The sequence below is a fragment of the Burkholderia diffusa genome (assembly GCF_001718315.1).
GTDB lineage: Bacteria > Pseudomonadota > Gammaproteobacteria > Burkholderiales > Burkholderiaceae > Burkholderia > Burkholderia diffusa_B.
The window spans coordinates 2,705,117-2,727,378 of sequence record NZ_CP013362.1; the positions used below are offsets into that span (position 1 = coordinate 2,705,117).

The following is a 22,262-nucleotide window of genomic DNA, read 5'->3' on the forward strand; positions in this document are numbered from 1 at the left end:
GCATTCGATGACTTTCATGGCGTCTCCAGTTGTCCGGGCTGGCGCGCCGGCGCGTGCCCGGATCTCATGCTGCATGGTCGGCCGGCGTTCATGCATCGTGGCCGGCCCCGCATCCTGTCCAGTCCGTCTCCGATCCGGCGACGTCGCCTGCATGCGGCGCGCCCGCATCTCCCGCCGGCGCGATGCTCAGTCGCCGCGCGCGTCGATCAGCCTGACGAGCGCGAGCAGCGTATCGGTGTGCGGAACCGCGATACCCGTCTCGCGCGCAGCCGCGACGATCTTGCCGTTGATCGCGTCGATCTCGGTGCGGCGGCCCGCGAGCACGTCCTGCAGCATCGACGGCCGATGGCCGCGATGCGCGTGGATCGCATGCTCGACGTTGCGCGCGATGCGCTCGCCGTCCACCGCGATGCCTTTCGCATGCGCGACGGCGGCCGTCTCCGCCGCGATCGCGAGTGCAAGCCGCGGGCCGCCGGGCTCGCGGCCAAGCTGGTCGACCGTGCAACCCGTCGCCGCGCACAGCGTATTGAGCGCCGCGTTGAACGCGACCTTTTCCCAGATCGCGGCCCACACGTCGGCATCGAGCGAACACGCGAGGCCGGCACGCGAGAACGCGTCGGCCACGGCCGCCGCGAACGGGCGCGCCGTGCCGTCGGCCGTCATCATGCGGATCGTGCCGGCGCCGTGCGAGCGCACGTGCCCGGCGCCGGCGAAGTCGGCCGGCCACGTCGTGACGCCGACCAGAATCCGTTCGAGCGGCACGAACGCGTTCAGCGTCTCGACGTTGCCGAGCCCGTTCTGCAGCGTCAGCACGTAGGGGCGCGACGTCAGCAAAGCGCGCACGCCTTCGAGCGCCTCACGCGTGTGCAGCGATTTCGTGAAAACGATCAGCAAATCGAACGGCATGTCGGGCGATGCGCTTGCCTGCGCATTCGCCGTTTCCGGCCGGATGGCCTGCAACGCGCGGATGCGGCGTTCGCCGCGATCGTCGTCGATACACAATCCGTCACGCCGGATCGCATCGAGATGCGCATCGTTCACGTCGATCAGCGTGACGGCCTCGCCGTGCTCGGCCAGCCGCGCGCCGAACAGCGAGCCCATGGCGCCGGCGCCGAGAATCGCGATCTTCATCGTCGGCGGCCTCTCAGAACGGATAGTGGCGCGGCGCGGTCTGCACGGTGATCCAGCGCAGATCCGTGAACGCGGCGATGCCGGCCTTGCCGCCGAAGTGGCCGAAGCCGCTGTCCTTCACGCCGCCGAACGGCATTTGCGCCTCGTCGTGCACGGTCGGACCGTTCACGTGGCAGATGCCCGATTCGATGCGCGCCGCGACCCGCATCGCACGGGCGACGTCGCGGCTGAATACGGCCGACGCCAGACCGAACGCGTTGTCGTTCGCGCAGCGAATCGCAGCCGCCTCGCCGTCGACCCGCACGATGCCCTTCACCGGCCCGAACGATTCCTCCGCGTAGATCCGCATCGCGGGCGTCACGTGATCGAGCAGCGTCGCGGGGAACAGCGTGCTGTCCGACTTGCCGCCGCACAGCAGCGTCGCGCCATGCGCGAGCGCATCGTCGATCAGCGCATTGCAGCGCTCGACGGCCTTCATGTCGATCAGCGAACCGAGCACGACCGGCCCTTGGCGCGGATCGCCGAGCGGCAGCGACGCGGCCTTGGCCGCGAGCTTCGCGACGAATGCGTCGGCGATCGACGCATCGACGACGATCCGCTCGGTCGACATGCAGATCTGTCCGGAATTCGCGAACGCGCCGAATGCGGCCGCCGCGACCGCCGCGTCGAGATCCGCATCGTCGAGCACGACGAACGGCGCCTTGCCGCCGAGTTCGAGCACCGACGGCTTCAGATGACGCGCGCACGCTTCGGCGACGATCCGCCCGACGCGCGTCGAGCCGGTGAAGTTCACGCGGCGCACGGCCGGATGTGCGATCAACGCGTCGACGACGGCTCCCGCATCCTCGGGCGCGTTCGTCACGAAGTTGACGACGCCCGCCGGCAGCCCGGCCTCCTGCAGCGCCTCGACGATGAGTCCGTGCGTGACGGGGCACAGCTCGGAGCCCTTCAGCACGACCGTGTTGCCGCACGCGAGCGGCAGCGCGAGCGCACGCGTCGCGAGGATCACCGGCGCGTTCCACGGCGCGATGCCGAGCACCACGCCGGCCGGCTGCCGCATGCCCATCGCGAGCGAACCGGGCACGTCGGACGGGATCAGCTCGCCGCCGATCTGCGTGGTCAGCGACGCAGCCTCGACGAGCCCGCTCGCGGCCAGGTGCACGTTGAAGCCCGCCCACAGCGCCGACGCGCCGGTCTCGGCCGCCATCGCGGCGACGAACTGATCGTGCTTCGCTTCGAGCGCGGCGGCAGCCTTCAGCAGCAGCGCGCGGCGCGCGCCCGGGCCGAGCACGGCCCATTCGGGAAACGCGCGGGCGGCCGCGTCGGCCGCCGCGCGCGCATCGTCGAGCGTGCAGGCAGGCGCGGCCGACGCGACTTCTCCGTCGAGCGGGTTACGGCGCACGAAGGTCGCGCCGCTGGACGAATGGCGGCGTTCGCCGCCGATCAGCATCGATACGGTTTGCATGGATTCTCCGGAACGACGCGCACACGCGCGTCAGGCTACCTCGACGTCGATGACCACGGGCGTACCGGCCCGCAGCGCATCCGTCAGCGTGTCATGCAGGCGCGCGGCATCGGCGACACGGATGCCGCGGCACCCCATCCCTTGCGCGAGCGCGACGAAATCCAGATCCGGCAGATCGGTGCCCTGCACCGGATCGTCGGGGCCGAAGCCGAACACGGGCGCGAAATCCTGCAGCGCCGCGTAACGCCGATTGTTCAGGATCACGAACGTGATCGGCAGCTTCAGCTGCGCGGCGCTCCACAATGCCTGGATCGAATAGAGGCTCGATCCGTCGCCGATCAGGCCGATCACGCGCCGCCCCGGCCGCGCGAGCGCGACGCCGACCGCGGCCGGCATCCCGTAGCCGAGCCCGCCGCTGTCCATCGTGTAGAACGTGCCGCTGCGCGTGAACGGCAGGTGTGCCTGCATCACCGGCCGCGCGCTCGGCGCCTCCTCGACGACGATGTCATGCGCGTCTCGTACGTCCGCGAGCGTCTGCAGCGCGAAGGCCACCGACATCCGCTCGCCGGCGGCCGGCGCCTCGGCGCGCGGGCGCGGCGGTCGCGGCGCGGGCATCGGCCGCTCGGGCGGCGCCGGCCTCGCCAGCAGGTCGCGTGCCGCGAGCCGCAGGTTGCCGACGACCGCGTCGCCCGACGGCGTCCATGCGGCGGTGCCGGGATCGTCGACGAGCTGCACGAGCGTGGCGCCCGGCGGCACGTGCGGGCCGCTGCCTTCGATGTGATAGGTGAACGCGGGCGCGCCGAACGCGAACACGAGGTCGTGCCCGTCGAGCTGCGAGACGATCTTCTCGCGGATCGCGGGCAGGAAGCCGGCGAACAGCGGGTGATCTTCGGGAAAACTGCAGCGGCCCGACATCGGCGCGACGTACACGCTGGCCCGGTGCCGCTCGGCAAGCCGCACGACGTCGTCCCACGCACCGGCCCGATCGACGGCCGCGCCGACCACCAGCGCGGGGCGCCGCGCGGCATCGAGCGCGTCGCCGAGCCGCGCGAGCGCTTCGGGATCGGGCCGCACGACGCTGCTTACCGCGCGGCGCGGCAGCAACTCGGCCGGCTGATCCCAGTCGTCGACCGGAATCGACACGAACACAGGCCCGCGCGGCTCCTGCATCGCGATCCGGTACGCGCGCGCGATCGCGGCCGGCACGTCCTGCGCACGCGCGGGCTCGATGCTCCATTTCACGTACGGCTTCGGCAGCTCGGCGGCCTGCGTCGCGCCGAGGAACGGATCGAACGGCAGGATCGCGCGCGCCTGTTGGCCCGCGGTGACGATCAGCGGCGTCCGGTTCCTGAACGCGGTGAACAGGTTGCCCATCGCGTTGCCGACGCCGGCCGCCGAATGCAGGTTGACGACCGCCGCGTTGCCGGTGGCCTGCGCGTGACCGTCCGCCATCCCGACCACGACGGCCTCCTGCAGGCCGAGCACGTAGCGGAAATCGGCGGGGAAATCGCGGAACATCGGGAGCTCGGTCGAGCCGGGATTGCCGAACACGCGATCGATGCCGAACTGGCGAAACAAATCGATGACGGCATCGCGGACGGTGATCGCGGCGGCCGTTGCGGCGGAATGGGACGGGGTGCCGGTCATGCTCGGGCGTCTCCTCGGTGGCTTGGCGGTTTCCACAGTATCGAAGCGCGAGTCATTCACCGATACTGTATTTTTTGCGAAAAGCCATTACGGTTCGGCATGACTTTCGATCTCCGACAATTGCGCGCCTTCACGACCATCGTCGCGTGCGGCAGCCTCGGCCGCGCGGCCGACGCACTGCACGTGACGCAGCCGGCGCTGAGCCGGATCCTGAAGCGGCTAGAGGATCAGGTCGGCGCGCCGCTGTTCGAGCGCCATTCGAAAGGCGTGCAGCTGACGGCATTCGGCGACGCGCTGCTGCCGCACGCGACGCTGCTGCAGCACGAGGCCGAGCATGCGCGCGAGGAACTCGATGCGATGCGCGGCTTCGCGAAGGGCACGATCAAGGTCGGCACGGTGGGCAGCATCGCGAGCCTCGTGCTGCCGGTCGCGGTCGGCCGCGTGCTCGACCGCTGGCCGAACCTGCGCGTCGAGATTCTCGAAGGCGTGTGGGACCGGCTCGCGCAAGGGCTGAACAAGCACGAGATCGATCTCGCGCTGTCCGCGCACGGGCCCGACACCGACGAGATCGTCGCGATTCCGGAGTGCCGCTGGGAAGATCGCAGCCACATCGTTGCCGCGCCGCACCATCCGCTGCGCATGCTCGGCCGCGCACCGACGCTCGCCGACACGCTGCACGCGCGCTGGGCGATTCCGCCACGCGGCACCGCGCCGTTCGACCACATGCGCGCGACCTTCGGCGCGCAAGGGCTCGCCCTTCCAGACATCGCGGTCGAAACGCGCTCGGTCACGACGCTGAAGAGCCTCGTCGCGCATGCCGGCTTCCTGAGCTGGATGGCCGAGCCGATGTACGGCGCCGAACAGCGCGCCGGCACGATCGACACGCTGCCCGTGCGCGAGGTCGTCGCGGTGCGCACGCTCACCGCGTTCCGGCGCCGCCACGGGATCCTGCCCGGACCGGCCGGCAAGCTGCTCGACGAACTCGTCGCGCTCACGCGCGAGCAGCGCTGACGCCTTTCCCCTTCCGGCCCGGCTTCCGCGCGGCCAGCGCGCCGCCGCAGCGCACCATCGAAATGCCATGTCCGCGCCTTGACTTTCGCTCGCCCGAATACGATCATTCGCTCACATAAAGAGCAAATGATCGTATTCGACAGGAAAGACTGGCACGAACAGGAGACACCGGATGAGCGAATCGTCCTCCGCCCGCGCGCCCGTGCTGCTGCACATCGGCGCGGGCTCGTTCCACCGCGCGCATCAGGCGTGGTATCTGCATCGCGTGAACGCGGCCGTGCCGGCCGACGAACGCTGGTCGCTGACCGTCGGCAACATCCGCGACGACATGCGCGCGACGATGGACGCGCTCGCCGCGCAGCACGGCGCGTACACGCTCGAAACCGTCACGCCGCAGGGTGAGCGCGCATACGAGACGGTCCGCGCGATCTCGCGCGTGCTGCCGTGGTCGATCGACCTCGCCGCGTTGATCGACGCGGGCGCCGATCCGGCCTGCCGGATCGTGTCGTTCACCGTGACCGAAGGCGGCTACTACCTTGACGAACACAACCGGCTCGACGTCGCGAACGTCGATCTCGCGGCCGACCTGCAGGGCGCGCGCACGACGCTGTACGGCGCGCTCGCGGCGCTGCTCGCCGAACGCGTGAAGCGCGGCGCGGGCCCGCTCACGCTGCAGAGCTGCGACAACCTGCGCAACAACGGCGCGCGCTTTCGCGCGGGCATGCGTGAATTCCTCGAACGGCGCGACGAGGACGGCCTGCTTGCATGGTTCGATGCGAACGTCGCGACGCCGAGCGCGATGGTCGACCGCATCACGCCGCGCCCGACCGCCGACGTGCGCGAACGCGTGCGCGCGGCCACGGGCGTCGACGATGCATGCCCGGTGATGGGCGAATCGTTCATCCAGTGGGTGATCGAGGATCGCTTCGCAGCCGGCCGGCCGCGCTGGGAGCTGGCCGGCGCGGAGCTGGTCGACGACGTGCACCCGTACGAAGAAGCGAAGATCCGCATCCTGAACGCAACGCACAGCTGCATCGCGTGGGCCGGCACGCTCGCGGGCTACACGTACATCCATGAGGGTACGCACGATGCGGCGATTCGCCGGTTCGCGCACGACTACGTGACGCAGGACGTGATTCCGTGTCTCAGTCCGAGCCCGCTCGATCTCGAACGCTACCGCGACGTCGTGCTCGAACGCTTCGGCAACCCGTACGTGCTCGACACGAACCAGCGCGTCGCGGCCGACGGCTTCTCGAAGATTCCCGGCTTCATCGCGCCGACGCTCGCCGAATCGCTCACACGCGGCGCGGCGCCGGTCGCCACGGCCGTGTTGCCGGCGCTGTTCCTGCGCTTTCTCGAACGCTGGGCGCGCGGCTTGCTGCCGTATGCATACCAGGACGGCGTAATGGACGACGGCGTCGCGCGCGCGATCGTCGAAGCCGACGACCCGGTCGTCGCGCTGTGCAGGAGTCGTGCGCTATGGGGCTCGCTCGCCGGCAACGCGGCGCTGTTCGAAGCGCTGCGCGCCGGGCTCGCACGCGTCGACGCATGGCTCGCGCAGCGCTGACACGCAGCGCCCCGCGGCCTGCCAGCCGGCCGCCCGCGAGCGGCCGCGCATCCGGGCGAACCTGCGTTGGCATGGCCGCGCACGTGCGGCTAAAGTAGCGACTCCTCACTGACGCAACGGATCGCTCATGTATCTCGGCATCGACCTCGGCACCTCGGAAGTGAAGGTGCTGCTGCTTGCCCCGGACGGCACGGTGATCGGCACCGCAGGCACGCCGTTCAGCGTGTCGCGGCCGCACCCGCGCTGGGCGGAACAGCATCCGGACGACTGGTGGCAGGGCACGCTCGCCGCACTCGCGGCGCTGCGCGAACGGCATCCGCAGGCATTCGCTGAGGTGCGCGGGATCGGCCTGTCGGGCCAGATGCACGGCGCGGTGCTGCTCGGCCGCGACGACTGCGTCCTGCGCCCCGCGATCCTGTGGAACGACATGCGCAGCGCCGACGAATGCGCGGTGCTCACCGAACGCGCGCCCGATCTGCATGCGCTGGCCGGCAACCTGGCGATGCCCGGCTTCACCGCGCCGAAACTGCTGTGGGTCGCGAAGCACGAGCCGGACGTGTTCGCGGCGACCGCGTGCGTGCTGATGCCGAAGGACTACCTGCGCTTCCGTCTGACCGGCGCGAAGGTGTCGGACCCGTCCGACGCGGCCGGCACGCTGTGGCTCGACGTCGCGCGCCGCGACTGGTCCGACGCGCTGCTCGCCGCGTGCGGCATGACGCGCGAACAGATGCCGCGCATCGTCGAAGGCAACGCGCCGTCCGGCACGCTGCGCGCGGATCTCGCGCGCGAGCTCGGGCTGTCGGAGGCCGTCGTGGTGGCCGGCGGCGGCGGCGACAACGCGACGAGCGCGCTCGGCATCGGCGCGATCCACGCGGGCGACGGCTTCGTGTCGCTCGGCACGTCGGGCGTGCTCAGCGTAGTCGGCGACCGCTTCATGCCGAACTCCGCATCGGCCGTGCATGCGTTCTGCCACGCAATTCCCGATCGCTGGCAACTGATGAGCGTCGTGCTGTCGGCGGCGAGCTGCCTGCGCTGGGTCTGCAAGCTGACGGGCACCGACGAGCCGGCGCTGCTCGCTGAAATCGAGGCGCTCGACGCGGACGCGCTCGCGACGGCGCCGCTGTTCCTGCCCTACCTGTCCGGCGAACGCACGCCGCACAACGATCCGTATGCGCAGGGCGTGTTCTTCGGGATGACGCATGCGACCGAACGCGCGCACCTCGGCTATGCGGTGCTCGAAGGCGTGACGCTCGGCCTCGCGGACGGCCTCGACGCGCTACATGCGGCCGGCGTCGAAACCGACCGCCTGTCGCTGATCGGCGGCGGCGCACGCAGCGCATTCTGGGCGCAACTGATCGCCGACGCGCTGAACGTGCGCACCTGCCAGCACGGCGGCGGCGAAACCGGCGCGGCGCTCGGCGCCGCTCGCCTGGGCTGGCTCGCCGTCGGCGGCGATCCGCATGCGGTGCTGGCCAAGCCGCCGGTGCGCGCCGAATACGCGCCCGACGCCGGCCGTCATGCGCGGTTGCGCGAGCGCCTCGACGCGTTCCGCGCGCTGTATCGCCACGTGCGCCCGCTTTACGAACCGTCGCGCGCGCGCCTCGCGTAAGCGCCGCCGCGGCCGTACGACCGGCATGCGTTACAGTGCATACCGTTGCGCCGCCCGACGGCCGGCCCAGATCCGAACCGAACCGCTATCGTGTCCAAGTCCTCAGAAAAACTCGATCTCGCCACGCGCGCCGCGTGGCTCTACTACGTCGCGGGCGACACGCAGAACGAAATCGCCGAGAAGCTGCAGGTGTCGCGCCCGGTCGCGCAACGCCTCGTCGCGTTCGCGGTCGAGAAGAACCTGATCCGCGTGCGCGTCGATCATCAGCTCGCCGACTGTCTCGAGCTCGGCGCGCAGCTGTCGAAGCGCTACGGGCTCACGATGTGCGAAGTCGTGCCCGTCGATGCGGACGCGCCCGAAGGGATCGACCGCAAGCTCGCGGTCGCCGGCGCGCAGGTGATGGAGCGCTACCTGAACGAAACGCGGCCGATGGTGATCGCCGTCAGCAGCGGCCGGACGCTGAAGGCCGCGGTCGCGCAGATCGCACAGATCGAGCGGCCGCAGCACCGGCTCGTGTCGATGGTCGGCGCGATCGCGGCGGACGGCTCGTCGAACCGCTACGACGTCGCGCAGTACATCTCCGAGAAAACCGGCGGCAAGCACTTCCTGCTGCCCGCGCCGCTGTTCGCCGACAGCGACGCCGAGCGCGCGCAATGGTGCAATCACCGGCTGTATCGGATCGTCGACGCGTTGTCGGCGCAAGCCGACGTCGCGTTCGTCGGGATCGGCAACATCGGCCCGCACTGCCCGCTCTACGAAGACGGCTTCATCACCGAACAGGAACGCGACGAGATGACCGCGCTCGGCGCGGTGGCCGAACTGCTCGGCGTGCCGATCGATGCGCAGGGCAAGCTGGTCGACGTGTCGACCAGCGCGCGGGTGACGAGCGTCGCGCTCGACACGCCGCCGAAGCGCCCGACGATCGCGTTCGCAGGCGGTCCGAAAAAGCGCGACGCCGTGATCGCCGCGCTGCGCGGCGGCTGGTTGTCGGGGCTCGTCACCGACGAAACCTGCGCGCGCGCGGCACTCGACGCGAAGGCGGGCTGACGCCGCCGAACGCTCACGCGGCCGCGCGAAGCGCGGGAAACGCGTGCCGGCGCACGCGCCACGCGCCGATCCAGGCCGCCGCCAGCAGCGCAACGAGCGCCGCCGGCATCGTTCCCGCGCGCGTCACGCCGCCTTCGCGTGCGGGCTCAGCCGGCGCAGCGCTTGCCCCCGGTCGTCGAACAGGTGGCAGTGCTCGGCCTGCGCATGCACGTGCAGCGCCTCGCCGGTGCGGTACGTGTCGAGCGGGGGAATCCGCGCGATCAGCCCGTCCGGCGCGACGGCCGACTCCGCGTACAGATACGCGGCATCGCCGAGCGATTCGACGGCCATCGTCCGTGCGGCGACACCGTCGGCCGCCTGTCCCACCAGCAGATGCTCGGGCCGCACGCCGACGGTCACCGCCGCGCCGCGCTGCAGGCCGGCCGCATCGACGGCAACGTGCTGCGTCTCGCCGCTGCCGAAGCGCACCAGCACGCCGGTCGCATCGACCGACTCGACCGTGCCCGTCAGGAAGTTCATCTTCGGCGAGCCGATGAAGCCCGCGACGAACTGGTTGGCCGGCGCGTGGTACAGCGCGTTCGGCGTGCCGACCTGCTGCACCGCGCCGCCCGACAGCACGACGATCTTGTCGGCGAGCGTCATCGCCTCGACCTGGTCGTGAGTCACGTAGATCATCGTCGTCTTCAGCTCGTCGTGCAGCCGCGCGAATTCCAGCCGCATCTTCACGCGCAGTGCCGCGTCGAGGTTCGACAGCGGCTCGTCGAACAGGAACACCTTCGGCTTGCGCGTAATCGCGCGGCCGATCGCGACGCGCTGCCGCTGGCCGCCTGACAGCTGCTTCGGCTTGCGGTCGAGCAGGTGATCGATGTGCAGGATCTTCGCGGCCTGCTTCACCGCCTGGTCGATCTCGGGCTTCTTCGCGCCGGCGAGCTTCAGGCCGAACGCCATGTTGTCGTACAGCGTCATGTGCGGGTACAGCGCATACGACTGGAACACCATCGCGATGCCGCGCTTCGCGCTCGGCACGTCGTTGACCTTCGCGCCGTCGATCAGCAGGTCGCCGCTCGAGATGTCCTCGAGCCCGGCGATCATCCGCATCAGCGTGGATTTGCCGCAGCCGCTCGGCCCGACGAACACGACGAATTCGCCGTCGGCGATGTCGAGGTTCACGTTGCGCAGCACTTCGGTGTCGTCGTAGCGCTTCGCGATGTTGCGCAGGAGCACGCTTGCCATGATCTGTCTCCGTTCGTTCGTGATGCGCCACGTCCGACGCGGCGCGATCGTTCGTGGTTGCTAGTTCGGCAGCACGGCGCCGGTCGCCTGCCAGCGCGCGACGTAGCCGGGCAGCTCGTGCATGTCGTCGAAAACGTGACGCGCGCCGATCCCGCGCAGCGCGTCGATCTGCGCGGCCGACGCATGCCCGCCGCCGACGAAGCCGAGCACGGTCATGCCGGCCGCGGCGGCCGCGGTGATGCCGGTCACGCTGTCCTCGACGACGAGGCATTGCGCGGGCACCGCGTCGAGCGCGCGGGCGGCCGCGAGATACACGTCGGGCGCCGGCTTCGGCCTCGCGACGGCGTCCGCGCAGAACAGCCGGTCGCCGAAGAAGCGCGCGAGACCGGTGCGCGCGAGCGCCGCCTCGACGTATGCGCGGTAGCTGTTGCTCGCGCATGCGGTCGTCATGCCGATCGCGGCGAGTGCCGTGTCGATGCCGTCGACCATCGGCGCATTCACGGCCGCCGCCTCGACCGCGCGGCGGATCGCGTCGACGTCGTCGGCGGTCAGCGCGCGGCCGACCGCCTCGCTCGCTCCGGCCAGCACGCGCTCGATGCGCAGCCCGAGCAGCGGCATCACCGCCGGCCGCGCGTCGATGCCCGGCCAGCGCGCGTCCAGCTCGCGCACGATCACGTCGGCGGCGACGGCCTCGCTGTCGATCAGCACGCCGTCGCAATCGCAGATCAGCACGTTCGTCCCGTGACCGGCCGCGCCTTTGCCGGCCGCGCTCATTTAACCGCCCCGAACGTGAGCCCGCGCACGAGCTGCTTCTGCGACAGCCAGCCGACGATCAGGATCGGCGCGACCGCGAGCAGCGAAGCGGCGGACAGCTTCGCCCAGAACAGGCCTTCAGGGCTCGAGTACGACGCGATGAACACGGTCAGCGGCGCGGCGTTCGAGCTCGACAGGTTGATGCTCCAGAACGCCTCGTTCCACGACAGGATCACGAGCAGCAGCGCGGTGGACGCAAGCCCCGGCAGCGCCATCGGCATCAGCAGGTAGACGATCTCCTGCCACGTCGACGCGCCGTCGATGCGCCCGGCCTCGAGGATGTCCTTCGGGATCTCGTTGAAGTACGTGAAGGTCATCCACACCGCGATCGGCAGGTTGATCAGCGTGTACACGATCACGAGACCCGACACGGTGTCGAGCAGCCCCGCGTTCTTCCACAGCAGGTAGATCGGCACGAGCACGCCGACCGACGGCATCATCTTCGTCGACAGCATCCACAGCAGCACTTTCTGCGTGCGGTGGTTCGGGAAGAACGCCATCGCGTAGGCCGCCGGCACCGCGAGGAGCAGCGAGATCGCCGTGACACCGGCCGAGATAAGCACCGAATTCCACGCGAACGCGAAGTAGTTGCTGCGCGCGAACACCTCGCGGAAGCTGTCGAGCGTCGGCATGAAGAACAGCGTCGACGCGTACGCCTGCTGCTCGGTCTTGAACGCGGTGATCGCCATCCAGAAGATCGGGAAGAACAGCAGCAGCGCGAGGAGCCACGCAAGCGCGCCCGGCAGCGCACGCCGCACGAGGTCGAGCGGAGCCGACGCACGCCGCCCTTCGAAAGTCAGGTCGCTCATTTCTCGTACTCCCCCTTCAGGTTGCGCGCGAGCATCCGCACCAGGAAGAACGACACGACGTTCGCGACCACGACGGCGATGATCCCGCCCGCGGACGCGAGGCCGACGTCGAACTGCTGCAGGCCGAGCGCGTAGATCAGGTACGACAGGTTGGTCGTCGCGTTGCCGGGGCCGCCGCCCGTCGTCGTGTAGATCTCCGCGAAGATCGACAGCAGGAAGATCGTCTCCATCATCACGACCACGGCGATCGCGCGCTTCAGGTGCGGCAGCGTGATGTAGAAGAACATCGCGATCGGGCCCGCACCGTCGATGCGCGCGGCTTCCTTCTGCTCCTGGTCGAGCGACTGGATCGCGGTGAACAGGATCAGGAACGCGAACGGCAGCCACTGCCACGCGACGATGATGATCACGGCGGTGAGCGGGTAGTCGGCGAACCAGTCGATCGGCGTCAACCCGAGCGCGCGCATCGCGTTCGCGACGAGCCCGTACACCGGATGCAGGATCATGTTCTTCCAGATCAGCGCGGCGACCGTCGGCATCACGAAGAACGGCGCGATCACGAGCAGGCGCGCCACGCCCTGCCCGTAGAACTTGCGGTCGAACAGCACGGCCATCAGCACGCCGCCGACCACGGTGATCGCGAGCACTGCGCCGATCAGCACGAGCGTGTGCCCGATCGCGGGCAGGAACGACGGATCGGTCGCGAGGAAGCGGTAGTTGTCGAACCCGGCAAAGCCCTTCACGTCCGGATTCAGCAGGTTGTAGCGCGAGAACGAATACCAGATCGTCATCGCGAGCGGAATCGACATCCACAGCAGCAGCACCGCGACGGACGGCGACACGAGCCAGCTCGCGCCGCCGCGCGCACGGCGCGGCGCGCCCGGCGGCGACGACGCTTCGCCGACCGACGGTGCATGGCTCAGGGGAAGACGTAAATGACGCATGATCGGAGTTCCTCCGGTTGACGCGCGGGCGTGAACGGCCGGCCCGCCTTGCTGCTTCTCCGGCCCGTGCCGCGCGCAACGGCGCGGCGCGGGCCGCGTGACTCCCCGCGTTACTTCCTGTAGCCGGCCTGACGCACCGCGCGGTCGGCGGCGGCCTGCCCGGCGGCGAGCGCCTGATCGACCGTCATCTGGCCGGCCACCGCGCCCGCGATCGCCTGCCCGACCACCGTGCCGAACGACTGGAATTCAGGAATCCCGACGTACTGCACGCCCGTGTACGGCACCTTCTTCAGCGACGGATCGTTCGGGTCGGCCGTCTCGATCGCCTTCAGCACGAAGTCGGAAAACGGCGCGGCGGCCTTGTACTCGGGGCGCTGGTAGGTCGACGCGCGCGTGCCCGGCGGCACCGACGCCCAGCCTTCGTCCTTGCCAACCATCTCGATGTACTGCTTCGACGTCGCCCACGCGATGAACTTGCGTGCGGCGTCCTGCTGCTTCGACGTCTTCGGCACGGCCAGCGCCCATGCCCACAGCCAGTGCGAACCCTTCGGCGTGACGGCGACCGGCGCGGCCGCGAAACCGATCTTGTCGGCGACCTGCGACTGCTGTTTGTTATAGAGCATCCCCGCCGCGACCGTCGCGTCGATCCACATCGCGCACTTGCCCGAGGCGGTCAGGGTCAGGTTCTCGTTGAAGCCGTTCGAGCTCGCTCCCGGCGGGCCGTCCTTCTTCAGCAGGTTCACGTAGAAATTGATGGCCTTCTTCCACTCCGGCGACGTGAGCTGCGCGTTCCAGTTCTCGTCGAACCAGCGCCCGCCGAACGTGTTCACGACCGTCGACACGTACGCCATGTTCTCGCCCCACCCGGCCTTGCCGCGCAAGCAGATGCCGTAGGTGCCCTTCGCCTTGTCGGTGAGCTTGTCCGCGAATTCGGCGATCTGGTCGTAGGTCGGCTGATCGGGCATCTTCAGCCCCTTCGCCGCGAACAGGTCCTTGCGGTAGAACGTCATCGAACTCTCGACGTAGAACGGCAGCGCATACAGCTGACCGTTGTACGACAGGCTGTCGCGCGCCGTCTTCACGATGTCGTTCAGGTCGTAGTCGGCGGGCAGGCCCGTCATCGGCGCGAGCCAGCCGCGCTTGCCCCACTGCGGCGTCTCGTACGTGCCGATCGCCATCACGTCGAACTGGCCGCTGCCGGTCGTGATGTCGGTCGTCGCGCGCTGGCGCAGCACGTTCTCCTCGAGGATCACCCAGTTCAGCTTGATGTCCGGGTTCGCCTTCTCGAACGCCGGCGACAGCTTCTTCAACTCGATCATGTCCGGGTTGTTCAGCGTCGCGATCGTCAGCGTGCCGGCGGACGCCGCGCACGCGGCCGTCGCGAGCGCGGCTGTAGCGAAGCAGCGTGCGGCGGCATCGAGCATCTTTCGTTGCATGGCATGTCTCCTGTGATTGTTCGAACTGTCGTCGGTGTTACGTACTGCGCATTGCGTGTTTCGTATTGCCTCGCTTCCTTCGCGGCCCGTCACGCCGGCCGCTGCATCCCGCACGCGCGCGCATAGTGCGCGATCACGTCGCGTATCCGGTGGCGCACCCATGCGCGCGGCTCTCTCGCGAGACCGCCCGCGCGGCACGCCGCGTACACGTCCGGCAGCCACTGCGCGACGAGCGTCTCGGGCACCGGCTGGCGCGCGAGGTTGTCGAACAGCTGCTCGACCGCCGCCGCGACGGCCGGCTGCAGCCAGTAGTAGCGGATCCGGTCGCTGTAGCTGAACTGGCGCGCGAGCCGCTGCTCGGTTTCGTCGCCGCGGTAATACGGCGCCCAGTGCTCGGGTTGCGCGCGCATCGCGGCGTCGACGACATCGCGCAGCCGCGAGCGCTGCGCGACGCCGTTGATCAGCGCGTCCTCGATGAAAGTGAGCGCGAACAGCGCCTCGCGCAACGCAAAGGTCAGCGCGGGCCCGACCTTCAGCACCGCGAAATGGTCGCGCACGAGCGCGGCGAGCGCGCCTTCGGTCTGGTAGTCGGTCGAATGCGCCTCGAACACGAGGCGCGGCGTGCGCAGGATGCTCGCGCCGAGCGACGCGGCCTTCGCACTGTCGTAGTCGAGCACGTGGCGATCGTCGAAATCGACGCCCGGCTGCGCGACGATCGCGATCACGCGCGTCCATGCGTCGTCGAGCCCGGCCGCCGCGAATGCGCTGCGATGCGCGTCCAGCGTCGCGGCGATGCTGTCGCTGCGCGTGACCGCGATCCGTGCGATCGCATCGCCGCCCGTGCCGCCGGCCACTTCGCCACCCGGCGTGGGCACCTCGGTGCCGATCACGTAGACGGGGGCAACGCCGGCGCGCGCCGCCGCGCCCTCGGCCGCGCGGCACAGCTCGGCCGCGCGGGCGGCGATCGTCCGGTCGTCCAGTCGCTCCGGATCGTCCGCGCATGCCATGCTCGCGTCGAGGTGAATCTTTTGGAACCCGGCTTCGACGTATGCGGCGACCATCGCGGCCGCTTCGCGCATCGCCTCGGCTGCGCGACGGTGCCGCCACGGGTTCGGGCCCAGATGGTCGCCGCCGAGCACGAGCGCCGACGGCGCGAGCCCGCAGCGCAGCGCGATCGCATCGACGTCGCGCCGAAAATCGGCGGGCGTCATGCCCGTGTAGCCGCCGAGATGATTCACCTGGTTGCAGGTCGCCTCGATCAGGAGCGGCGAGCCGTCCGCGCGCGCGGCCTCGCACGCGGCCTCCAGCACAAGCCGGTGCGCGCTGCAGATCGAATAGATGCCGCGCTGCGCATCCGCGCGGTTCGCGTCGAAGATCATCCGCAGCACGGTGTCGGCGTGCGCATTGCGCGGGCGTTCGGCGACGGAGTTCAGGCCGGACATGCGATACCTCGTTCGGTCAGGAAGCGGTCGATTTCGGTCGCGCTGCTGTTGCCCTCCATCGGGCCGCGCCGCGTGACCGCGATCGCACCGGCCGCGTTCGCGCGGCGCAGCGCGACATCGATCGGCAGGTCGGCGACGAGGCCCGCGACCAGCGTGCCGCCGAAGCAGTCGCCGGCGCCGGTCGGATCGAGTTCGTCGACCGGCCAGGCCGGCGCGTCCACCCGGCTCGCACGGTCGAACGCGGCGCTGCCCGCCGCGCCGCGCTTGAGCACGACGCGTTCGAGCAGCGGATGGGTGGCGAGCAGCCCCGCGATCGCGCGCTCGGCCGGCTGCGGTCCGCAGAAGAACGGCAGGTCGGCTTCACTCGGCAGAAACAGATGGCAAGCGGCGAGCATCGTGTCGAGCGCCGCGCGCATCGGACGGAAGCTCAGCATCTCGGGCCGAACGTTCGGGTCGAACGACACTTTCGCGCCGACGCGCGCCGCCTCGATCACGCCGCGCTGGACCGCCGCGATCGCCGATTCGCTCGTCAGCGACGAGCCCATCACGTGGAAGTAGCGGCAGCCGTCGAACATCGCGGTGTCGACGTCGGATGCGTCGACGCACGCGGCCGCGCTGGTCGACAGGCTGAACACGAAGCTGCGCGAGCCGTCGTCGCGATAGGCGACGAACGCGGTGCCGGTCGGACGCGCGACGCGGCGAATGCGCGTGATGTCGACGCCGTCGCGCTCGAGCCGCGCGACGATCGCGTCGCCGAACGCATCGCGGCCCACGCACCCCGCATACGCGACGCGCGCGCCGAGCCGCGCGGCCTGATCGGCGAAGATGGCCGGCGCACCGCTCGGAAACGGACCTGCGAACAGCCCCGGCGCGTCGAAGCCCTGCCCGCGCTCGGCGGCGACGAATTCCGCCAGCAGTTCGCCGGCAACGACGATCTCGGCCATCACGCGTGCCCTCGTGCGGCGGCGGCCGCGCGCGGCGCGCACGCCCGGGTTGCGGGTGCGAGCGGAACCATGTCAGCTCATCCAGTTGCCGCCGTCGACGTTCAGCGTCTGGGCGGTGATGTAGTCGGCATCGGCCGACGCGAGAAACAGCGCGGCGCCCGTCAGGTCGCCCGGCACGCCCATCCGGCCGAGCGGCACGGCTTCGCCCACGAGCCGCTTCTTCTCGCCGAGCGGCCGGTTCTCGTAGCGCGCGAACAGCGCATCGACCTGCTCCCACATCGGCGTGTCGACCACGCCCGGCGCGATGCCGTTCACGTTGATCCGGTGCGGCGCGAGCGCGAGCGCGGCCGATTGCGTGTAGCTGATCACCGCGGCCTTGGTCGCGCAGTAGTGCGAAACGAGCGCTTCGCCGCGACGCCCGGCCTGCGACGACATGTTGACGATCTTGCCGCCGCGGCCCTGCTCGACCATCCGTTGCGCGACGGCCTGCATCAGGAAGAACAATCCTTTCACGTTGACCGCGAACAACCGGTCGAACACGTCCCACGATTCGTCGAGGAGCGGGCGCATGTCGAACAGCGCCGCGTTGTTGAACAGGATGTCGACGCCGCCGAAGCGCTCGACGGCGGTCGAAACGATGCGCTCGATGTCGTCGCGGCGCGTGACGTCCGCGGTGACGGCCACCGCGCGGCCCGGGTTCGCCTCGATCAGCCGTGCGAGCGACCCGCCCGCGGGCTTCACGTCGACCAGCACGCAGCGCGCGCCTTCGTCCAGATAGCGTTGCGCGACCGCTTCGCCGATGCCGCTTGCCGCGCCCGTCAGGATCGCGACCTTGTCTTCCAGTCTCACTGGTTGTCTCCGGTTCGTTCTGCTGTACGAAGGCCGCGAGGTGAGCGAACGCTCGCCAGCCGATCAATTGCTCTGTTGTTGGTCGAATGATCGGATACGCGATTCATGCTGTCAAGGCGACGCGACGGCTTTCGATGATGCGCTGCGGCATGCTCGCGCCGGGCATCGAGTGGAGAACCACGTCCGGCAAGGCGCGGCGCCTCGGGTGCGGCGCGGCTGAAACGGCGGTGAAGGGGACGGAGCCGGTGCGCGGGAGGAATTCGGGCTGCACGTCGGAAAGATACGTTATATCATCGCGATACTTCGTTACATTGCCTGCTTCACGCCATGGCCACCTCATCGCCCATCGACGCCCGGCTGTCCCGGGCCGACGCATTCGCCGCCGAGCACGGGCTCGCGTGGACGCCGTTGCGCCGCCAGGTCTACGAACGCGTGCTGGCCGCGCAGCGTCCGATCGGCGCATACGACCTGCTCGCCGAGCTCGAGCCGCAGCGCGGCCGCGTGCCGCCGACGACCGTCTATCGCGCGCTGGATTTCCTCGTCGAGCACGGCTTCATCCACCGGATCGAATCGAAGAACGCGTTCTTCGCGTGCTGCGAGATCGGCGTGCCGCACGAAGGCCAGTTCCTGATCTGCGACGCGTGCGGCGAGACCGTCGAGATTCCGGGCAGCGACCTCGCGAAACAGCTGTCGGCGAGCGCGCCCGCGCACGGGTTCGAAGTCCACCACCAGGTCGTCGAGCTGAACGGCCTGTGCGGACACTGCAAGGGCAAGCCCGCGCCACGCTGACGTTGCATCCCGCGGCGCATGGTGCCGCCCCTTCCAACGAGGAGTTTCATGTCCATTTCCCTGAAGCGCGCGCCGCGGCGCGCCCTGCCGCTTGCCCGTCTGTTTGCCGCCGCGGCCGCCGCGCTGTCGATTGCCGCCCCCGCCCTCGCGCAGGCCGCGACCGTCAACGTGGTCGCCGCCGAGAATTTCTATGGCGACGTCGCATCGCAGATCGGCGGCCGCCACGTCGCGGTGACCAGCATCCTCAGCAATCCCGACCAGGATCCGCACCTGTTCGAAGCGAGCCCGAAGACCGCACGCGCACTGCAGCACGCGCAGGTCGTGATCTACAACGGCGCGGACTACGATCCGTGGATGGGCAAGCTGCTCGGCGCGTCGAAGCAGGCGAAGCGCACGACGATCGTCGTCGCGGATCTCGTCGGCAAGAAGGCCGGCGACAACCCGCACCTGTGGTACGACCCGGCGACCATGCCGGCCGCCGCGCGCGCGATCGCGGCCGAGCTCGGCCGTGCCGACCCGGCGAACAAGGCCGACTACGACGCGAACCTGCAGAAGTTCGTCGCGTCGCTGAAGCCCGTCGACGACAAGGTCGCCGCGCTGCGCGCGCAATACAAGGGCGTGCCGGTCACGGCCACCGAGCCGGTGTTCGGCTACATGTCCGACGCGATCGGCCTCGACATGCGCAACCAGCGCTTCCAGCTCGCGACGATGAACGACACCGAAGCCAGCGCGCAGGACGTCGCCGCGTTCGAGAACGACCTGCGCAAGAAGCAGGTGCGCGTGCTGATCTACAACAGCCAGGCCGAAGCGCCGATGACCAAGCGCCTGCTGAAGATCGCGCGCGAAGGCGGCGTGCCGAGCGTGAGCGTCACCGAGACGCAGCCGGCCGGCAAGACCTTCCAGCAATGGATGGCCGGCCAGCTCGACGCGCTCGCGGCCGCGCTTTCCGCCAGCAAGAAATGACCCGCGCAACGACATGACTGCCACTCCCCACGCACTCGCACTCGATCGCGTCACGCTTGAACTGGGCGGCCGCACGATCCTGCGCGACGTGAGCTTCTCGATCGAACCGGGCGAATTCGTCGGCGTGCTCGGGCCGAATGGCGCGGGCAAGACGACGCTGATGCGCGCGGTGCTCGGTCTCGTTCCCGTCACGGGCGGCACGCTGTCGGTCGGCGGCGTGCCGGTCGCGCGCGGCAACGCGTCGATCGGCTACATGCCGCAGATCAGGAGCGGGCTCGCGAATCGCCGGATGCGCGGCTACGACTTCGTCGCGATGGCCGCCGACGGCCATCGCTGGGGGCTGCCGCACATCAACGCCGCGACGCGACGCGACGTCGACCGCGTGCTCGACCTCGTCGGCGGCCCGACGCTCGCGCGCCGGCCGCTGTCGGAGCTGTCGGGCGGCGAGCGGCAGCGCCTGCTGCTCGCGCAGTGCCTGCTCGGCAGCCCCAAGCTGCTGCTGCTCGACGAGCCGCTGATCAGCCTCGACCCGAACCACCAGCGCGGCGTCGTCGAACTCGTGCGCAACGTGCAGCGCGAGCTCGGCATCACCGTGCTGTTTTCCGCGCACGAACTGAATCCGCTGCTGAACGCGCTCGATCGCGTGCTGTATCTCGGCAACGGCGTCGCGGCGCTCGGCACCGTCGACGAGGTGATCACCAAGCCCGTGCTGTCGGGGCTCTACGGTTCGCCGATCGACGTGATGCGCGTGAACGGCAAGATCTTCGTGATGTCGGGCGACGTCGAAATCGAAAAGCACGATCACGAACACGAGGACGACGACGGCCACTCGCACGGCGGTGGCGGCGGCCACGGCGATCATCACCACGGACACGCTCATTCCGGGCATTCCCACGATGTTTGAATACGACTTCATGATCAACGCGTTCGCCGCGTCAGGGATCGTCGCGGTGCTCGCGGGCATCGTCGGCTACTTCCTGGTGCTGCGCGGACAGACCTTCGCCGGCCATGCGCTGTCGCACGTCGGCTTCACCGGCGCGACGGGCGCGGTGCTGCTGGGTATCTCGCCGATCTGGGGGATGGTCGGCTTCACGCTCGCGGCCGGGATCGGCATGGGCGCGCTCGGCGAACGGCTCGCGGGCCGTGACGTCGCGATCGGCGTGATCCTGTCGGGCGCGCTCGGATTCGGCCTGCTGTTCCTGCACTTCTTCACGTCGTTCGCGACGCAAGTCACCGCACTGCTGTTCGGCAACGTGCTCGCGGTCAGCCACGACACGCTCGCGGTGCTGGCCGGCATCGGCGCGGTGAGCCTCGTCGCGCTCGCGCTGATCGCGCGCCCGCTGCTGTTCGCGTCGCTGCAGCCCGAACTGGCCGAAGCCAAGGGCGTGTCGCTTCGCACGGTGTCGATGCTGTTCCTCGCGGTATGCGCGCTCGCGGTGGCCGCGGCCACGCAGATCGTCGGCGTGCTTCTCGTGTTCACGCTGCTGGTCGGGCCGGCTGCGGCCGCGCAGAACGTATCGACGCGGCTGTCGACCGGCGTGCTGCTCGCCGCGCTGTTCGCGCTGTTCGAAGCGTGGGCCGGCATCGCGCTCGCGTATCACACCGACTGGCCGACGAGCTTCTGGATCACCGCGCTGTCGGCGCTCGTGTATGGGGCGAGCCTGTTGCGGCGACGCACATGACGGTCGGCCGGCTCTCGGCAAGCCGCGTAACCTCGGATGTCGACGCACCCGATATTTTCAGACCGGTCTGATCGCGCGCGCCGCATTGGCCATGGCAGCATGTTTAGCCTCCACTTCGACTGAACCATGCCTGCCATGCTCGAATGCACATTCGAACTGAACGATCAGGACATGAGTCGCCTGCAATGCGGCGCCATGTCCTTTCCCGCCTTTTCGGGCAGCGCGCGTCACTGCAATCGCCGCTCGTCGTCGTGCCTCGCTGGCGAAGGTGCCATTCCGCCAGGTCGTTACTACATCGTTGATCGGCCAACCGGCGGTATGCTGGGCCCGCTGCGAGAACTATTCAGCGACAGAAGAGACTGGTTTGCGCTCTACGCCGCCGACGACAGCATCGACGATTACGTACTTTGCGACGACGTCAGGCGCGGCAACTTCCGGCTTCACCCCAAAGGCGTGCAGGGAATCAGCCGTGGATGCGTAACCATCGAATCGACGATCGATTACGCGCGGCTGAGAGACTTGCTGATCGCGCAGAAGCCGGTTCCGATCCCCGGTTCCTCCGCGCAGGCATACGGCACGATTGCAGTCAAATGAAGCGAGTCGCGTACCGAGCCGCAGTCATCGCATGGGCGCTCGTGGCATCCGTGTCGCTGGCAAGGCTGTGCCTCACTCACGAATCGTTCGCACTACCGATTCCCGAGCGCACGTGGGCCTGGCTCTTCACGCACGTTCCCGGATTCTGGGACGGCGAGGCAGGCGATGATCTCGTCATCGTCGTGCATTGGCTGATAGCGCTTGCGGTGGTGATACCGGCGACATGGCTCGCCTTGCGGGTGCTGCGAAAGTCGAAGTGCCACGCCACCCGCTGACGCAGGATGGCG

General features: G+C 69.4%; 21 protein-coding genes. 10 read left to right on the forward strand and 11 right to left on the reverse strand.

Going from position 1 to position 22,262, the window contains the following annotated elements; genetic code table 11:
* Nucleotides 1-186: 186 nt before the first annotated feature.
* Genes WI26_RS12485 through mdlC form a run of 3 tightly spaced genes read right to left on the reverse strand, consistent with a single transcriptional unit; the run spans nucleotide 187 to nucleotide 4,243 of the window.
* Complete coding sequence (locus tag WI26_RS12485; RefSeq protein ID WP_069226065.1) at nucleotides 187-1,131, reverse strand: ketopantoate reductase family protein; 945 nt, start codon at nucleotides 1,129-1,131, stop codon at nucleotides 187-189.
* 13 nt (nucleotides 1,132-1,144) lie between these two features.
* Nucleotides 1,145-2,596: an aldehyde dehydrogenase family protein gene (locus tag WI26_RS12490; RefSeq protein ID WP_069226066.1), complete on the reverse strand. Its 1,452-nt coding sequence runs from the start codon at nucleotides 2,594-2,596 to the stop codon at nucleotides 1,145-1,147.
* A 30-nt stretch (nucleotides 2,597-2,626) separates the two neighbouring features.
* Nucleotides 2,627-4,243: a benzoylformate decarboxylase gene (mdlC, locus tag WI26_RS12495; RefSeq protein WP_069226067.1), complete on the reverse strand. Its 1,617-nt coding sequence runs from the start codon at nucleotides 4,241-4,243 to the stop codon at nucleotides 2,627-2,629.
* Nucleotides 4,244-4,342: 99 nt separating this feature from the next.
* On the opposite strand from mdlC, the gene WI26_RS12500 reads away from it, so the two are divergent.
* The 4 genes from WI26_RS12500 (at nucleotide 4,343) to WI26_RS12515 (ending at nucleotide 9,477) form a co-directional block, all read left to right on the forward strand.
* The gene (locus WI26_RS12500; RefSeq protein WP_069226068.1) at nucleotides 4,343-5,254 is read left to right on the forward strand and encodes a LysR family transcriptional regulator; all 912 of its coding nucleotides are present in this window, start codon (nucleotides 4,343-4,345) and stop codon (nucleotides 5,252-5,254) included.
* 172 nt (nucleotides 5,255-5,426) lie between these two features.
* A complete protein-coding gene (gene dalD / locus WI26_RS12505; protein ID WP_069226069.1) occupies nucleotides 5,427-6,821 on the forward strand; it encodes a D-arabinitol 4-dehydrogenase in 1,395 nt (464 codons plus the stop codon).
* Between the two features lie 127 nt (nucleotides 6,822-6,948).
* Complete coding sequence (gene xylB / locus WI26_RS12510) at nucleotides 6,949-8,430, forward strand: xylulokinase (protein ID WP_069226070.1); 1,482 nt, start codon at nucleotides 6,949-6,951, stop codon at nucleotides 8,428-8,430.
* 90 nt (nucleotides 8,431-8,520) lie between these two features.
* On the forward strand, nucleotides 8,521-9,477 hold the full coding sequence (locus WI26_RS12515) for a sugar-binding transcriptional regulator (RefSeq protein WP_069226071.1): 957 nt from the start codon (nucleotides 8,521-8,523) through the stop codon (nucleotides 9,475-9,477).
* Between the two features lie 123 nt (nucleotides 9,478-9,600).
* Here the strand turns inward: WI26_RS12515 and WI26_RS12520 are convergent, their stop codons facing one another.
* From WI26_RS12520 to WI26_RS12555, 8 genes are all read right to left on the reverse strand, one after another.
* Nucleotides 9,601-10,710, reverse strand: a complete 1,110-nt coding sequence (locus tag WI26_RS12520; RefSeq protein WP_059595792.1) for an ABC transporter ATP-binding protein — start codon at nucleotides 10,708-10,710, stop codon at nucleotides 9,601-9,603.
* Nucleotides 10,711-10,770: 60 nt separating this feature from the next.
* Entirely contained in the window at nucleotides 10,771-11,484 is a 714-nt protein-coding gene (locus WI26_RS12525) for an HAD family hydrolase (RefSeq protein WP_069226072.1), read from the reverse strand.
* Complete coding sequence (locus WI26_RS12530; RefSeq protein WP_059465675.1) at nucleotides 11,481-12,332, reverse strand: carbohydrate ABC transporter permease; 852 nt, start codon at nucleotides 12,330-12,332, stop codon at nucleotides 11,481-11,483. Before WI26_RS12530 ends, WI26_RS12525 begins: the two co-directional genes overlap by 4 nt.
* Entirely contained in the window at nucleotides 12,329-13,276 is a 948-nt protein-coding gene (locus tag WI26_RS12535; RefSeq protein ID WP_069226073.1) for a carbohydrate ABC transporter permease, read from the reverse strand. The genes WI26_RS12530 and WI26_RS12535 overlap by 4 nt, the downstream gene beginning before the upstream one ends.
* 110 nt (nucleotides 13,277-13,386) lie before the next feature.
* Entirely contained in the window at nucleotides 13,387-14,712 is a 1,326-nt protein-coding gene (locus tag WI26_RS12540) for an ABC transporter substrate-binding protein (protein ID WP_069226074.1), read from the reverse strand.
* An 89-nt stretch (nucleotides 14,713-14,801) separates the two neighbouring features.
* The gene (locus WI26_RS12545; RefSeq protein WP_069226075.1) at nucleotides 14,802-16,154 is read right to left on the reverse strand and encodes a D-tagatose-bisphosphate aldolase, class II, non-catalytic subunit; all 1,353 of its coding nucleotides are present in this window, start codon (nucleotides 16,152-16,154) and stop codon (nucleotides 14,802-14,804) included.
* Nucleotides 16,142-17,098 carry a sugar kinase gene (locus tag WI26_RS12550; protein ID WP_069226417.1) on the reverse strand — a complete coding sequence of 319 codons (957 nt, stop codon included), beginning with the start codon at nucleotides 17,096-17,098 and terminating at the stop codon, nucleotides 16,142-16,144. The genes WI26_RS12545 and WI26_RS12550 overlap by 13 nt, the downstream gene beginning before the upstream one ends.
* Nucleotides 17,099-17,170: 72 nt before the next feature.
* The gene (locus WI26_RS12555; RefSeq protein ID WP_069226076.1) at nucleotides 17,171-17,947 is read right to left on the reverse strand and encodes an L-iditol 2-dehydrogenase; all 777 of its coding nucleotides are present in this window, start codon (nucleotides 17,945-17,947) and stop codon (nucleotides 17,171-17,173) included.
* Nucleotides 17,948-18,274: 327 nt separating this feature from the next.
* Between WI26_RS12555 and WI26_RS12560 the strand changes: the two genes are divergently transcribed.
* The 6 genes from WI26_RS12560 to WI26_RS12585 all read left to right on the forward strand — a co-directional run bounded on the left by WI26_RS12560 (nucleotide 18,275) and on the right by WI26_RS12585 (nucleotide 22,250).
* Nucleotides 18,275-18,736, forward strand: a complete 462-nt coding sequence (locus WI26_RS12560) for a Fur family transcriptional regulator (RefSeq protein ID WP_059450086.1) — start codon at nucleotides 18,275-18,277, stop codon at nucleotides 18,734-18,736.
* 48 nt (nucleotides 18,737-18,784) lie between these two features.
* Nucleotides 18,785-19,699, forward strand: coding sequence for a metal ABC transporter solute-binding protein, Zn/Mn family (locus tag WI26_RS12565; protein WP_069226077.1), 915 nt, complete (start codon nucleotides 18,785-18,787; stop codon nucleotides 19,697-19,699).
* Between the two features lie 13 nt (nucleotides 19,700-19,712).
* The gene (locus tag WI26_RS12570) at nucleotides 19,713-20,603 is read left to right on the forward strand and encodes an ABC transporter ATP-binding protein (RefSeq protein WP_069226078.1); all 891 of its coding nucleotides are present in this window, start codon (nucleotides 19,713-19,715) and stop codon (nucleotides 20,601-20,603) included.
* Nucleotides 20,596-21,381, forward strand: coding sequence for a metal ABC transporter permease (locus WI26_RS12575; RefSeq protein ID WP_069226079.1), 786 nt, complete (start codon nucleotides 20,596-20,598; stop codon nucleotides 21,379-21,381). The genes WI26_RS12570 and WI26_RS12575 overlap by 8 nt, the downstream gene beginning before the upstream one ends.
* 135 nt (nucleotides 21,382-21,516) lie before the next feature.
* Nucleotides 21,517-21,975, forward strand: a complete 459-nt coding sequence (locus tag WI26_RS12580; RefSeq protein ID WP_069226080.1) for a DUF2778 domain-containing protein — start codon at nucleotides 21,517-21,519, stop codon at nucleotides 21,973-21,975.
* Nucleotides 21,972-22,250, forward strand: a complete 279-nt coding sequence (locus WI26_RS12585) for a hypothetical protein (RefSeq protein WP_069226081.1) — start codon at nucleotides 21,972-21,974, stop codon at nucleotides 22,248-22,250. Before WI26_RS12580 ends, WI26_RS12585 begins: the two co-directional genes overlap by 4 nt.
* Nucleotides 22,251-22,262 lie beyond the last annotated feature (12 nt).

What these genes read in the sequence shown, in the direction of transcription:
- WI26_RS12535 (WP_069226073.1), bottom strand. Translation starts at nt 13,276, where the DNA reads ATGCGTCATTTACGTCTTCCCCTGAGCCATGCACCGTCGGTCGGCGAA.
- WI26_RS12580 (WP_069226080.1), top strand. Translation starts at nt 21,517, where the DNA reads ATGCTCGAATGCACATTCGAACTGAACGATCAGGACATGAGTCGCCTG.
- WI26_RS12545 (WP_069226075.1), bottom strand. Translation starts at nt 16,154, where the DNA reads ATGTCCGGCCTGAACTCCGTCGCCGAACGCCCGCGCAATGCGCACGCC.
- WI26_RS12525 (WP_069226072.1), bottom strand. Translation starts at nt 11,484, where the DNA reads ATGAGCGCGGCCGGCAAAGGCGCGGCCGGTCACGGGACGAACGTGCTG.
- dalD (WP_069226069.1), top strand. Translation starts at nt 5,427, where the DNA reads ATGAGCGAATCGTCCTCCGCCCGCGCGCCCGTGCTGCTGCACATCGGC.
- WI26_RS12570 (WP_069226078.1), top strand. Translation starts at nt 19,713, where the DNA reads ATGACTGCCACTCCCCACGCACTCGCACTCGATCGCGTCACGCTTGAA.
- WI26_RS12490 (WP_069226066.1), bottom strand. Translation starts at nt 2,596, where the DNA reads ATGCAAACCGTATCGATGCTGATCGGCGGCGAACGCCGCCATTCGTCC.
- WI26_RS12530 (WP_059465675.1), bottom strand. Translation starts at nt 12,332, where the DNA reads ATGAGCGACCTGACTTTCGAAGGGCGGCGTGCGTCGGCTCCGCTCGAC.
- WI26_RS12500 (WP_069226068.1), top strand. Translation starts at nt 4,343, where the DNA reads ATGACTTTCGATCTCCGACAATTGCGCGCCTTCACGACCATCGTCGCG.
- WI26_RS12520 (WP_059595792.1), bottom strand. Translation starts at nt 10,710, where the DNA reads ATGGCAAGCGTGCTCCTGCGCAACATCGCGAAGCGCTACGACGACACC.
- WI26_RS12540 (WP_069226074.1), bottom strand. Translation starts at nt 14,712, where the DNA reads ATGCAACGAAAGATGCTCGATGCCGCCGCACGCTGCTTCGCTACAGCC.
- WI26_RS12485 (WP_069226065.1), bottom strand. Translation starts at nt 1,131, where the DNA reads ATGAAGATCGCGATTCTCGGCGCCGGCGCCATGGGCTCGCTGTTCGGC.
- WI26_RS12565 (WP_069226077.1), top strand. Translation starts at nt 18,785, where the DNA reads ATGTCCATTTCCCTGAAGCGCGCGCCGCGGCGCGCCCTGCCGCTTGCC.
- WI26_RS12560 (WP_059450086.1), top strand. Translation starts at nt 18,275, where the DNA reads ATGGCCACCTCATCGCCCATCGACGCCCGGCTGTCCCGGGCCGACGCA.
- WI26_RS12585 (WP_069226081.1), top strand. Translation starts at nt 21,972, where the DNA reads ATGAAGCGAGTCGCGTACCGAGCCGCAGTCATCGCATGGGCGCTCGTG.
- WI26_RS12550 (WP_069226417.1), bottom strand. Translation starts at nt 17,098, where the DNA reads ATGGCCGAGATCGTCGTTGCCGGCGAACTGCTGGCGGAATTCGTCGCC.
- WI26_RS12575 (WP_069226079.1), top strand. Translation starts at nt 20,596, where the DNA reads ATGTTTGAATACGACTTCATGATCAACGCGTTCGCCGCGTCAGGGATC.
- mdlC (WP_069226067.1), bottom strand. Translation starts at nt 4,243, where the DNA reads ATGACCGGCACCCCGTCCCATTCCGCCGCAACGGCCGCCGCGATCACC.
- xylB (WP_069226070.1), top strand. Translation starts at nt 6,949, where the DNA reads ATGTATCTCGGCATCGACCTCGGCACCTCGGAAGTGAAGGTGCTGCTG.